Raw genomic sequence first — 13,406 nt, forward strand, 5'->3', positions numbered from 1 at the left:
TCATTAAATTATAAAAATCAAACCTGTATCTGAGGATGGGTCGTAGGAACGAAGCCAAATAAATGTTGACTCATTACGATGTAGTAGGCGGAAGTTAGCTCTAAAATTCGGTTACTTAATCTATAAGCAGCTTTTGAATATGACTTCCTAATTTTCAAAAGCCCGAACGTATAAACAGATTTCAATTTGTTCAGCTAAATGCGCGGCAAATGTAATTTATTTTTTAATATGACCTTCTTTTTTTTATTTTTTTTAGAAAAATTTTTTAACCTCTGATTTTCAACGTATTTTAAATGCTGCAAAGACATATGAATTCATATACTCATTCAAATGCTATGTTCACTCAGTCTGCAGACCATATAACTCAATACAGTTAGGATGTACAAGTAAGACGCTCTAGATTTGATTAAAACAATAATAATTATGAAAACACTAAGCACTTTAACACGGAAAAAAATTGGATGGATGACCATGCTATTAATCGCATGTATTTCTTTTAGTTCACTGAATGCTCAAACGAACAATGCGGAGATTGCCGTCAAAGGAATCGTTAGCGATGAAAATGGTCCTTTACTCGGTGCAAATATTGCACTCAAAGGGAGTGAAGTAGGTACTATCACAAGTAAAGATGGCACTTTCACCTTTCCTAAATCACTTAACACTGGAGACATTTTAATCATAAGTTTCCTAGGCTATGAGACGAAAGAAATCAAAATTACAGACGATTCGGCCTTTCTGAAAATCGTCCTTGCATCGGATGTTGTTGAAATTTTAGGTGCTTTAGAAACGAACAAGCCTTATAAGTCGAAACGCTCTAATTAACCGCTCCTTATTCATATTGAGTTTATGAAAACAGCCTACTGTTTTTTATGCTTCATCATGACGTGGTCTAGCTATACACAGATTTCTGATTTTAAAACTATAGATTTTACCCAATCAGATAGCATCGCTATGTCACTTCATGATGAAAGCCTTTATAATTTACCTGAACTTTCTTATAAACTAACCGCACATTTGGATACAGACGTTGAGAAATTTCGAGCAATTTATATGTGGATTTGCACCAATATTAAAGCAGATTATGGTTTATATGCTAGAAATAAACGTAAAAGAAACAAGTTACATAACGACAGTATTAAACTTCAACAATGGAATGACCATTTAAAAAAAATCACTTTTCAGAAGTTACTCAAAGACAAAAAAACCATTTGCACAGGTTATGCTTACTTGCTACAAGAGTTATCCCAACTATCAGGAATTACTTGTAAAATCGTGCATGGGTACGGTAGAACAAGCACTATTAATGTCGACAGAATTAGCGCTCCAAACCACTCTTGGAATGCTGTAGAGCTCAACGGGAAATGGTACTTGAGTGATCCTACTTGGGCCAGTGGCTTGGAAAACCCTACTTCAGAAAATCTACGGTATGACTATATCAACGGGTTCTTTTTAGTAGACCCAAAATTCTTCGCAATCAATCATTTTCCAATCGAGCATCAATGGTCATTGCTTCCATTGGAAAATGCTCCTTCCTTTAAAAGCTTTTTAGAAGCTCCTGTAATTTATGGAAAGGCCTATAGAAACTTGTCCTATCATAGCGCTCCAGAAAAATTACACAATACCATTTTAAAAAATGAAAAAGTAGCCTTTAAATACCAACTTTTGGAACCAGCGGCTTCAAAAGACATCAGTTTGTTGATAGATGATGGCAGCTTCAGTAAAAAAATACATCCTGAATTATCCCATTTAGACAACCATTGGTTCGAATTCGAGTATCGATTTTCTACTGTCGGATTTTATGACGTACATCTCTATGTTGGTGAGGATCTGGTGTCTACTTATACTTTTGATGTCAAACAATAATTAGGTCATTACACCATTAACAGTGTATTTATCTCCTGTTGAGTCAAGTGTTTCCAATGACCGCGTGGTAAATCCTTTTTTGTTAAATGTGCAATTTGGACGCAGTCCACTCGGATGATATCGTACTTAAAATGTTCAAAGATGGTATGCAGGATAGAATTTCCGGTGTTTTTAATCTTCAAACCTATTTTAGTTTTTGGCTGCCCATCAATATAACTTATCTCCTCTACTGCAACGAGCTTACCTTCAACTTTAAATCCGTCTTGAATTTTTTTGAAGTCTTCATGCTTCAAGTTTTTATCTAATTCTATTTCAAATAAACGCGAGACACCATTTTTGGAATTTGTAAATTTTTTCACCACCGTATCATCGTTGGTAAAGAGTAATAACCCTGTCGAATTCCGACCTAAACGTCCAATAGGCTTAATACGAGCACTTGTGGCATTTGCCACGAGATCCATAACTGTTCGGCCTTTACTTTCGCTAGTAGTCGTGGCAAAACCTTTTGGTTTATTCAACAATACATAGGTCTTTTTTTCAGGATTAATTCTTGAACCATCAAAGCGAACATCATCTTCCAGCTTCACTTTGTAGCCCATTTCAGTAATTACTTTTCCGTTCACCGTAACACTTCCTACCGAAATATGCATATCTGCATCTCTACGTGAACATATGCCTGAATTAGCAATGTATTTATTTAAACGTATTTCATCCGGATTTGACGTTTTAGTCTTTACCGATGGCTTTTTTGTCATAGGAGCATTACCACGAGCGAAACTTTTACCTTTATTGGTGTCACCGCCTCTACTAGAACGTTTATTCATTGGTTTACTACTCCTTCCTGAGGACTTTCCTTTTCCACTGCTTCCTTGCTGTCTACTCATGATTCTTAAATTTTGCGCAAAGGTAGTATATTAGTTGATACCAATCGATAAATTATGAATCAATTGCGCTTTAGGTCAAAAGCTTACGCTGTGTATCAAATTCGATTTAAGACCACACTTACCTTGATCAACACAATACTGAAAACTCCAGCTACAATAATAAATTTTAAGATATTGTGTAAAATTAAGTAATGAGTTTTCGTTGTAGCAATCCATAAAATCACCAAAAACAACAATAGAAGACCAATGGCTAAGTAAAAAAACAGATCCATATGACCAACGTCAAATCGATTGAGCAATAAGTAAATTGGAATGGCCGTGAGTGCTGTTAAAAGGCTTAGCATGATCTTTGAAGCTCTTTCACCATACACTATTGGAATGGTTTTATAACCTAAAAGCAAGTCTCCTTTCATATTCTCCAAATCCTTGGTCAACTCTCTCATGGAAATCATTAAAAATAAGAAAACAGCATGCACAAAAATGACCGTTTCAGAATTACCATAATAGAGAAAAATTGCGAAAAACGGTGTGATAGTTAAGATGGCGGATGTGAGATTACCTATAAAAGGTTGCTTCTTTAATTTATGCGAATAAAACCAGATGCCGAAGATGTAACAAGAAAAAAATATAACGGCTCGAAAGGATACATAACTAGCCATGACTACTGCCGAGAAATTCATTACAAAATAAAACGACAACTTTGTATTCTGACTTACCAAACGGTCTAACTTTGACTTTTGGGGACGATTAATTAGGTCTTTTTCTGAATCGTAAAAGTTATTGATAATATAGCCAGCGGCAATGGTAGCTGCAGAAGCTAAAACAAGCATCAATAAATTAAGATCAAACAATACAAGCTTCAACGGCATATCATGCGCCAATATATAAATGGAAGTTAAATATTGAGCAATGACAACAATGAGAATATTGTATCCGCGAACCACGGAAAACATGCTAAAGAACTTTAGCAAAATATGCTTTTGTTTTCTATTGAATATTGGACTCATTAAATGGCGCTGACCCCTTAATTTTGGCCGCTAGTTTTAAAGATAGTTTTTTTGCTGAATCTAAAGTTAAATGGTGTGCATCAATAAAATTATAATGTTGCCCTTCTTTTGAAAAGTCAAAATAGGAAATGTTATGCTCTAGTGCCAAGTTTGTCATTACCCTATCAAAATTTGGTGCTAAATCGTTTTCAATTTGCAGCAACTCACCATCAATGGGTAATCGTACCAAATAGACATCTCCATAGGTTTCCAAAAAATTTACCGTCTTATTGAGATAAGATAAACGCAATGAAGATAAAGCGAAATCTTGTCGTTTTTTGGCATAATCCAAAATATTCTGTTGTCGTTTTTGAAGCCTCTGTTCTTGTGTTAATGATATCGTCATTTTCAAAAAGCCATCATCTTCCACCACTCGTGGTGATCTATTGTACAATATCTTGATATAGGGTTCTGAATAATGATTGAGTAAATAGGAAAAATTAGGCTTTGAATTCACAGACTGTAAGGCTCCTACAAACTCATTGCTTTCTGTAAACCCAGCCAAATCATTAGGATTTTGGCTATCGCTAGACAGGACCCATGGATCCACACCCAAAATAAATAGTTGGCCTTTCTGTAAGGTATCCAGTTTCCTCTTAATACTTTCTAAATACACTGGACCGTACGGACTCGTATTATAGGTAAACGCATAATTATAACTTGTCGTTCCTGGAATCTCATTATTAATCACAGATGGCACAATACCTAGAGACACTCTAGAAGAACCTAAAATTAGTGAGTTCTGTTTAGGTGATGTGAACCTTTTATAGAATGGGTCTGACCAACCATCAGCTTGATAAAACACACAAAACACACTCAATAGTATGATGATTCCGAAAAGGGCAATCTTGATTAAAAAACGCTTCAACTCATTATTATTTTAAAATTGAAAATATATAAACGGTTGTTCTTTGACGCCAAATAAGAAAATAATCATCACCATTAGGTAGTAAAACGTATAACAAACTGGTTTAGAAAACTTCTTATTTAGATGCTCTAAGGTATGATTATTTTCTCGCCCAAGCCAATCCAACACTACCAAAACACCAATAAAAAATAATGAAATGATCATCTTTTCCTCACCAATGAATTCAGGCAAAGACCATATTGAAGGCGAAAACAATCCTTCAAAATAAACTATGGCATCTGTTAGATTATCTGCCCTAAAAAAGATCCAAGCTAGCGTTACTATAGTAAATGTGACGAGCATAGACATCAACTCTTTTGGTCTTGCAAATAGCTTATTTTTTGCTACTGTATTCAAATATTTTCTATTGGCATTTACCATAAATAAGGGTAAAAAGAACAAGGCATGTAAGAATCCCCAAAAAACAAACGTCCAATTAGCGCCATGCCATAAGCCACTAATAATAAACACGATAAAAATGTTTCTGATCGATTTTACTTTAGATCCTCGGCTGCCACCTAATGGAATATAAAGGTAATCCCTAAACCATGTTGATAAGGATATATGCCAACGACGCCAAAATTCAGCTATATTTCTAGAAAAATATGGTACTCTGAAGTTTTGCTTAAAATCGAAACCAAATAATTTTGCACTACCTATGGCGATGTCTGAATACCCAGAAAAATCGCCATAAATTTGAAATGAAAACAAGATGGCTCCCAATAATAATGTGCTTCCAGACAAGCTTTCAGCGTCATTGAAAATAAGCACGACATATCGTGCGCAATTATCAGCAACGACTACCTTCTTAAAGAAACCCCAAAGCATTTGTCGTAAGCCATCGGTTGCTTGCTCATAATTAAATAGACGTAATTTATAGAATTGTGGTAATAGATGTCCAGCGCGTTCTATGGGTCCAGCAACCAATTGTGGAAAGAAACCTACGTAGCATAGAAAGGATACCCAATCTTTAGTAGGAGTCATTTTTTTACGATAAACATCAATGCTGTAACTAAGACTTTGGAATGTGTAAAAACTAATTCCAACAGGTAAAATAATTTCTAGACTATCAAGCGATAATGCTGTACCAAAAAGTGTAAAAGCCTCAACAAAACTTTCCGCAAAAAAATTATAGTATTTGAAAAACATCAAAAGACCTAGATTAACGGCGACACTTATCCAAAGCAAGTATTTACGACCAATCTTGCTGGTACTTTTATGCAGATGAATGCCAATAAAATAATCGACGAGCGAGCTAAATGCAATTAGGAAGAGAAAACGCCAATCCCACCATCCATAAAACACATAACTTGCAATTAAAAGGAGGCTGTTTTGTGCCGTTGCTTTTTTAGGAATTACTAACCAATATAGAAGAAAAACTATTGGCAGAAAGACGGCAAAATCTAAGGAATTAAATAACATACAAATCTAAAATGTCCTGTATGAAATTTACCATAGTCATTCACGATGTCTTGAGTAATATTTAGAAGTTATAAACCACTTCTAATTGATAGTCTTTTAAAGACTTTTTGGCGCGATCAATATCTTCAGTAAAACCTAAAATATAACCACCACCACCTGAACCACAGAGTTTCAAATAGTATTCATTGGTTTCAATACCTTTTTTCCACAACTCATGAAACTGCTTAGGGATCATTGGTTTAAAATGGCTCAATACTACTTTGGATAATTGTTTCGTGTTTTGAAATAATGATTTTACATCACCTTTTAAAAAATCATCAACACAAGCATCCGTATGCTTAATAAACTGATCTTTTATCATACTCCTAAATCCTTCCTGCTTCATGTTCTCCATAAAAATTCGAACCATAGGAGCGGTTTCTCCAATCATTCCAGAATCTAATAAAAACACAGCGCCTTTACCCTCTGTTTGTTGTGCAGGAATTCCAGTAGCTTCAATATTATCTTTGGAATTAATTAAAATAGGAATACTCAGATAGCTATTTAGAGGGTCCAAACCAGATGATTTTCCGTGGAAAAACGATTCCATTTCAGAAAATATAGCTTTTAGTTTCAGCAGCTTTTCACGTGTCAAATTCTCTAAAACCGTAATTTTATCGTAGGCATACTTGTCATAAATAGCGGCTACTAAAGCACCACTACTTCCTACTCCATAACCTTGTGGAATCGAGGAGTCGAAATACATGCCGTTTTCAACATCAGCGGTTAAAGTCTCAATATCAAAAGACACCAAGGTCTTATCAATATCGTTGAGATACGATACGAATCGCTTTAAACTCTCGTTGGACTTGATCGCTTCTGGCGAAGGATTTTCATCCGTTTTTAAAGCACCTTTAAAAAAATTGTAAGGGATTGATAAGCCTTTAGAATCCTTGATGATTCCGTACTCACCAAAGAGTAAGATTTTTGAATAAAAAAGAGGTCCTTTCATGTAATTTCGCAATTTCCTTTAACAAATATACGTATTATTCTTGTATTTGGTTCGCACCGAAACCAATTTGGTCACAAATATATTGACCATTTTGACAGTACGCAACTAATTCATTCTTAATGAATTTTAGCACGTTTTCTTGTTCGTTTTCTGGATAAAGAACATGGACATTCGCTCCTGCATCCAAGGTAAAACAAACTTTAGAACCATTGGCAATTCTATAGGCCCAAATTTTATTGATGATTTCCAAGGTGTTAGGTTTCATCAATATAAAATAAGGCATACTGGTCATCATCATGGCATGCAAGGTTAATGCTTCACTTTCTACCAAATTGACAAAAGCATCCAAATCACCCGATTCAAAAATCTTTGTTAGTTTGGATAAATTAGCGTGAGCTTGATTGAAACGGTTTTTTGCAAACGGATGACCATGCATAAGGTTATGACCAAGGGTACTACTCACCGGCTTTTCTCCTTTATCTACCAATAAAATAGTGTCTTGAAAATTTTTAAAGTTAGCATGTACTTTTAAAGGATACTTTACGCCATAAAAGTCTGAACTCCCTTGAATTTGTTCATGAGCTCCCCAAACCATCAAATCACCTTCGATACTTCTGCAAGCGCTTCCTGAACCCAAACGGGCTAAAAATGATGCTTTTTTAGTGAAATAATCTGTTGACATACCCTCTGACAACTCTTTTTCAATACTCATTAAGCACAATGCTAGAGCACTCATTCCAGAAGCCGAAGACGCTATGCCCGAACTGTGAGGAAACGTATTTGACGTTTCAATTTTAAAATGATAGTCTTTTAAAAATGATAGATAATTTTCAATGCGCTTAAAAAACGTTTTAATTTTTGGCTTGAAATCATCTTTTTGCTCGCCATCTAAAAGCACCTCAAAAGAAAAATCATCTGTTCGAGCCTTTTTCGAAAAACTTAGCGTGGTTATGGTTTTACAATGATCTAGTGTGAAGCTAATAGATGGGTTTTCAGGAATTTGATTGTCCTTTTTTCCCCAATATTTCACTAATGCGATATTACTTGGCGAAGACCATGTAAAACTACCATTGTCCATACTAAAACTATAAGGTTGAGGAATAAAATCGTCTGGGCTCATGTAAAAATTTATATCTGAAAGCGGCTCATTTCTTTGCCTTCACTAACAGGTTGATTCAATATGTTGCAAAAATAAGGAATATCTATTGGTCTTTGTTATTTTCATCGGACATGGCTAGCAATTTTACCATGGTATTATAATTTCTTGTCGTGGCATTGACCTGCAGCTTTTTCTCAAAGAGATTCATATTGAACTTTGATTTTCCATAAGCTGCCTCGGAGTAGAAATATACAGCATCATTGATGATTTGAAACATTTCATTATCGTATGAAAGTTGCATTACCTCTTCAGCACGGTCACTATCAGGAATCTTATCTAAAATAATAAAATAGCTTGCTTTTTTTTGTACTTCAGAAAATGGGCAAGCCTCAAAAATTCTCAATAATTCATCTCTTGTTTTAGCAATCACAGACACCTCGAAACCGAAGTGCTGATGTATGGCTTGTTTGATTTTTGATGCCACTTCTAAATGATTGTCGTCTTGGCTAATTAAGATGATATTTCCACTTTGAATGTAGGTTCTCACATTTTCAAAACCAATTTTTGCTAGTAGTGTCCTGAGTTCAGCCATCGGTACTTTTCGATGTCCACCAACATTTATTCCTCTTAATAAGACAATATACTCAGTCATTTTTCTTGCGTTCTTCAAGTTCTTGACGACGCATTGGCATGGCATCAACTAGGCTAAAAATCACATCAGATGTCACTACGGTATTAGAACTATATTTTTCGCCTCCATCCAAACCTATTAATACTATTTTAAAACCTTTTAAAGTTTGAGTCGTATCATTGGTTTGAGGATGATCCTTCCAGTTATAAAATGTGCATTTTTCATCCAAACATTTGTACATAACAATCTTCCGATCGATAAGACCATTTAAATCTTTATGGAGAATATCAAACTGTTGCTCTGCGAGATGAAGGTGGGCTTGATCGGATTTTATGAGAACAACACGTTCCTTCCATTGGTGTTTCTCAAGATTTTGAGACCAAACACAATGCGTAAAAAGCATTGTTAATAAGACGTACTTCATATTATTTGGAATTTAAAATTGACTGTGCCGCAATATAGGCACCAGACCATGCATTTTGAAAGTTAAATCCGCCTGTTACCGCATCAATATTTAAGATTTCTCCTGCAAAATAAAGATTTTTAAGCAATTTACTTTCGAAGGTTTTGAAATTCACTTCCTTTAAATTGATACCTCCTGCGGTTACGAACTCCTCTTTAAAGGTGCTTTTTCCGGTCACGTGAAAAACAGCTCTAGTAAGCTGAGAGGCTAATTGTTCTAACTGAAGTTTATTGAGATCTGCCCAACGTACATCATCATTGATGTGCGATGCCAATACTAGGTTTTGCCACAATCGTTTTGGTAATTCGAATTGTGCCGATTTAACCACTATCTTTTTTGCTAATAGTTGTTTCAATGCTTTTAAGGCTTCAATACAATCCTCAAATGATTGTTTTATAAAATTGACTTCAATATCAAAATTATAATGTTTTTTCGCTAATTCTATGGCTCCAAAGGCCGATAATTTTAAAATAGCAGGAGCACTCATCCCGACATGTGTAATTAATAATGGTCCTTCACTCCAAAGATTTGAATTTACCACAGAAACTTCTACGTGTTGCGCCACGACTCCAGGAATATTTTTTATCCGTTTATCCTTTATATCAAAGGTAAATAGAGAGGGTACAGGTGGTGAAATGGTATGCCCTAAATCCTCTAATATTTGCCATATTTTCGGGTTACTACCAGTTGCAAGAAGCAATTTATCACAATCAAAAGTGCCTTTAGTAGTTTCAACTTTAAATCTGTTTTGCGATGTGTCTTCATGAGTTATTGGATGAATGAATTTAACAGAATGAGTGTACAATACATCCACATCATGCTTTTCAGTTTCCTTTAAAAAACAATCAATAATCGTTTGAGACGAATTTGAAACGGGAAACATGCGTCCATCTTCTTCAATTTTTAAAGGAACACCTCGTTCTTCAAACCATGCAATCGTATCACCTGTCATGAATTGATGAAATGGTCCCAAAAGCTCCTTTTCACCTCTTGGATAATTTCTTACGAGTTCTGATGGTATAAATTCGGCGTGTGTGACATTACAACGACCTCCACCTGAAATCTTTACTTTCTGTAGTCCTGTTTTCCCTTTTTCAAGAATGGCCACTTTCATTTCAGGGTTTTGCTCCGCGATATTAATCGCTGCAAAAAAGCCTGCGGCACCACCTCCAACCACTATGACATCATAGGTCTTCATAAACGTTCTGGATTATCAGAAATGATACCATCAACGCCATAAGATTTCATTCGGGTAATTGCTGCTTCATCATTGACAGTCCAAACGATGACTTTATAACCAAGTTCTTGTGCATATGCTACATTTGATTTGGTAATCAAAGCCATATTTGGATGTATGGCAAACGCGTTGACCGAATTCGCAATTTCTAAAGCGTCTGAAACGCTGGCTTTTGTCAAAACACCTAATCTTAAATTCTTGTGAGTTTTATAAACAGTTTCTAATTCGTGACTTTGAAAGCTTGAAATAATAAACTGGTCATAACTCCAGCCGTGATAATTGATGTAATCATCTAGTATGCGACAAGTTTCTTCAGCTGTTTGTTTGCCTTTAAGTTCAATATTGATAACACATGCTTTATCAACGACATTCAAAACCTCTTCAAGTGTTGGAATGCGATACATTTCCTCAACAACTAACTTTTTGAGTTCCGATAATGTGTGTTTCGCAATTTCTCCAGAACCATTCGTCATGCGGTCTAATGTAAAATCATGAAACACGACCAATTCACCTGAGGCACATCTATGCACGTCTATTTCAATGCCATCTACACCTAATTCTAAAGCGTGTTTCACAGACTCTAAGGTATTCTCTGCAATATGATTTTTAGCACCTCTGTGCCCTATTTTCAATGGATTTCTCATCTGGTATAAAAGTATTAAATTACAAGTTAGCAAGCATCATAAATATTTTATGTAATCTTTAAGAGTTTAGATTTTTCATTCTGAAGAAAAAGCATTTAATTTTGTTTAGAACAACACGTTATGACCTCAAAATTAAACTTCCTTATTACTTTATTCATACTTACTAGTTCTTGTAACACAGGTAAATTAAATGCACTCCTTGAGCTTCCGTCAGATTTAGAAGAAATTTCAGCCATTGAGGTGGTGAAAGATTCTGATATTTTATGGGTCATTGAAGATGCTGGTAATAAAAACAATCTTTATGGTTTAGATACGAAAGGACAAATTGCTAAAGATATCGATATTGATAATGTACAAAATATAGATTGGGAAGATTTAACTTCAGACCAAGACGGCAACATCTACATTGGTGACTTTGGTAACAATGCTAAAAAGCGTGAACATTTTGCTATTTATAAGGTTGTAAATCCTGAAAATGCAGGCGACTCCACCGAGGCAGATGTTATAAGCTTTACGCTCCCAAAAAATATGAAGTCTGAAGACTTTGAAGCCTTTTTTCTGTATAATAATTTCTTTTATCTTTTTACGAAAGACCACAAGAAATGTGAATTAATTAAGGTTCCTAATATTGTTGGAGATCATGAGGCAGTATATATTTCGGAATATGAACTCCCAGGAAAGCGTACCAAAGTGACATCAGCTGATATTAGTGAAGACGGAAAAACCGTAGTATTATTAAATCACGACAAACTATGGAAGTTATCAGGATTTTCTACTGATGACTTTTTTGATGGTGATCTTAAGCCCATTCCTTTTGATCACGACACTCAAAAAGAAGGTATTAATTTAATCGCTCCAAACAAGGTGCTAATCACCGACGAACGTGACAAGAGTGAAGGCGGTAATTTGTATAGTTTTAGTTTTGATGATTAGTACACTGCTGAAATAATCGTTCGACAACCTTTAAATCAGCTTTATTTGATAATTGCGAGGTCGCATCTTGATAAAGATTCTGAATGTCATTGTCAACAGCTTTTCTATAAACGTCATTGTTACATCCTTGGCTCTTTTGAAGGGCTTGTAGCATTACGAATAACTTTTGAACGATCACAATATCATGTTTACAATAGGTCCGCAAAGCCGCCATCACTTGATATAACAGGGTCTCAAAATCAACGGTGTTAATAACAAGAACCGGTTGGTCATCAGAATTACAAATCTGGCTTGAATCCCTCTTTTGCATTCTTAGTAAGAATAATTCCGTTAGGTAATCTATAGCATTAACTGCTGTTCCTGGGTCATTAATTCCAGGTGACATGGCTTTTACAGCTATTTCTGTAATTTGCTTAAATGCTAGCACATAATTTTCTTCAATCAGCTCGCCTTTTGAAAAATGAAGATGGGATAACATCCGGTCTTTGACCTCATCGTCCAATGCTATACTGGTTTTAATGATAGGCATTCCACTCAAGACATAAGAGCCTTTAACTGGAAGAATATCTGCCTTAAAATCTAATTCGGAGATGATGTCCTTAATCGCATGAATACTAACATCCTGAAAATATCCAGATGTTTTTGAAGTTACCTCATCCCAATCTGAAGAATCTATGGCATCGAACGCCTTATCACTTTCAGAATCAATGAGTTGTTCCATGCGCTTTTTAGCCGTACTAAAAATGCGATCCATGATGTTATTCACTTGGATTTCTTGTGAGATGGAATGAATAAAATAAATAAAAGCGCCAAGGCACAAGGTCATAAAGAATATAGCCAATAATACTGAAAATCCAGGCAATTGATATTTATTACCATTGGGCTCAATAGCGACCAATGTGAAAATACAATAGAGTAATGTCGAATTATAAATTCCAAGAACCATTTGATGGCGTCTATTTGAGATAAGACCAGGCAAGACTCTTGGTGAGAAATTTGTGGAGGCTTGATTAAGAAGTATCATGACCAAAGAGAAACTAAAAACCATGATAGAAATAAGTCCCGCAATAAACGTCGTAAGCAGACTTCTTGCAGTTTCACTATCATTGACGACAAACACAGGTGCATGATTCAGCAAATATTTTGAAACACCCTGACTTTCTAGGTAAAACATTAATAAAGCGAACAGCAAGCCAAGTAAGCTTAGCAATGTTGGATAGAACGCAATTTTACTCTTGAGCTTGAAAATATATTTTAGAGTAATGTCTAGGTAATTTTTCATCAGA

The 13,406-nt window shown here is 35.2% G+C and carries 14 protein-coding genes; 3 read left to right on the top strand and 11 right to left on the bottom strand.

All coding sequences use genetic code 11. The features are described 5' to 3' along the window. Window positions 1-423 precede the first annotated feature (423 nt). Together ACU8DI_RS01830 and ACU8DI_RS01835 are read left to right on the top strand one after the other, a co-directional pair. Window positions 424-822: a carboxypeptidase-like regulatory domain-containing protein gene (locus ACU8DI_RS01830; protein ID WP_447111026.1), complete on the top strand. Its 399-nt coding sequence runs from the start codon at window positions 424-426 to the stop codon at window positions 820-822. A gap of 57 nt (window positions 823-879) precedes the next feature. Next, the gene (locus ACU8DI_RS01835; protein WP_447111027.1) at window positions 880-1,863 is read left to right on the top strand and encodes a transglutaminase domain-containing protein; all 984 of its coding nucleotides are present in this window, start codon (window positions 880-882) and stop codon (window positions 1,861-1,863) included. An 8-nt stretch (window positions 1,864-1,871) separates the two neighbouring features. Here the strand turns inward: ACU8DI_RS01835 and ACU8DI_RS01840 are convergent, their stop codons facing one another. From ACU8DI_RS01840 to ACU8DI_RS01885, 10 genes are all read right to left on the bottom strand, one after another. Beyond that, complete coding sequence (locus tag ACU8DI_RS01840) at window positions 1,872-2,747, bottom strand: pseudouridine synthase (protein WP_447111028.1); 876 nt, start codon at window positions 2,745-2,747, stop codon at window positions 1,872-1,874. A gap of 95 nt (window positions 2,748-2,842) precedes the next feature. Further along, the gene (locus tag ACU8DI_RS01845; protein WP_447111560.1) at window positions 2,843-3,745 is read right to left on the bottom strand and encodes a geranylgeranylglycerol-phosphate geranylgeranyltransferase; all 903 of its coding nucleotides are present in this window, start codon (window positions 3,743-3,745) and stop codon (window positions 2,843-2,845) included. Continuing rightward, window positions 3,735-4,661 (bottom strand): hypothetical protein, encoded by a 927-nt coding sequence (locus ACU8DI_RS01850; protein WP_447111029.1) that lies wholly within the window; start codon window positions 4,659-4,661, stop codon window positions 3,735-3,737. Before ACU8DI_RS01850 ends, ACU8DI_RS01845 begins: the two co-directional genes overlap by 11 nt. A gap of 12 nt (window positions 4,662-4,673) precedes the next feature. After that, on the bottom strand, window positions 4,674-6,122 hold the full coding sequence (locus ACU8DI_RS01855; RefSeq protein WP_447111030.1) for an MBOAT family O-acyltransferase: 1,449 nt from the start codon (window positions 6,120-6,122) through the stop codon (window positions 4,674-4,676). A gap of 61 nt (window positions 6,123-6,183) precedes the next feature. Further along, on the bottom strand, window positions 6,184-7,113 hold the full coding sequence (locus ACU8DI_RS01860; protein ID WP_447111031.1) for a mevalonate kinase family protein: 930 nt from the start codon (window positions 7,111-7,113) through the stop codon (window positions 6,184-6,186). A 34-nt stretch (window positions 7,114-7,147) separates the two neighbouring features. Next, window positions 7,148-8,233 carry a diphosphomevalonate decarboxylase gene (gene mvaD, locus ACU8DI_RS01865; RefSeq protein ID WP_447111032.1) on the bottom strand — a complete coding sequence of 362 codons (1,086 nt, stop codon included), beginning with the start codon at window positions 8,231-8,233 and terminating at the stop codon, window positions 7,148-7,150. Window positions 8,234-8,315: 82 nt separating this feature from the next. Then, entirely contained in the window at window positions 8,316-8,864 is a 549-nt protein-coding gene (locus tag ACU8DI_RS01870) for a DUF1697 domain-containing protein (RefSeq protein WP_447111033.1), read from the bottom strand. Next, entirely contained in the window at window positions 8,857-9,267 is a 411-nt protein-coding gene (locus ACU8DI_RS01875; RefSeq protein WP_447111034.1) for a DUF4174 domain-containing protein, read from the bottom strand. The genes ACU8DI_RS01870 and ACU8DI_RS01875 overlap by 8 nt, the downstream gene beginning before the upstream one ends. 1 nt (window position 9,268) lies before the next feature. Continuing rightward, a complete protein-coding gene (locus ACU8DI_RS01880; RefSeq protein ID WP_447111035.1) occupies window positions 9,269-10,504 on the bottom strand; it encodes an NAD(P)/FAD-dependent oxidoreductase in 1,236 nt (411 codons plus the stop codon). After that, window positions 10,501-11,187, bottom strand: coding sequence for a glycerophosphodiester phosphodiesterase (locus tag ACU8DI_RS01885; RefSeq protein ID WP_447111036.1), 687 nt, complete (start codon window positions 11,185-11,187; stop codon window positions 10,501-10,503). The genes ACU8DI_RS01880 and ACU8DI_RS01885 overlap by 4 nt, the downstream gene beginning before the upstream one ends. Before the next feature lie 120 nt (window positions 11,188-11,307). On the opposite strand from ACU8DI_RS01885, the gene ACU8DI_RS01890 reads away from it, so the two are divergent. Then, window positions 11,308-12,120: a hypothetical protein gene (locus ACU8DI_RS01890; RefSeq protein ID WP_447111037.1), complete on the top strand. Its 813-nt coding sequence runs from the start codon at window positions 11,308-11,310 to the stop codon at window positions 12,118-12,120. Here ACU8DI_RS01890 and ACU8DI_RS01895 read toward each other — a convergent pair. Beyond that, on the bottom strand, window positions 12,104-13,402 hold the full coding sequence (locus tag ACU8DI_RS01895) for a DUF2254 domain-containing protein (RefSeq protein WP_447111038.1): 1,299 nt from the start codon (window positions 13,400-13,402) through the stop codon (window positions 12,104-12,106). The two genes, ACU8DI_RS01890 and ACU8DI_RS01895, sit on opposite strands and share 17 nt — an antisense overlap. Between the last annotated feature and the right edge of the window lie 4 nt (window positions 13,403-13,406).

Source organism: Psychroserpens sp. BH13MA-6 (assembly GCF_052983595.1).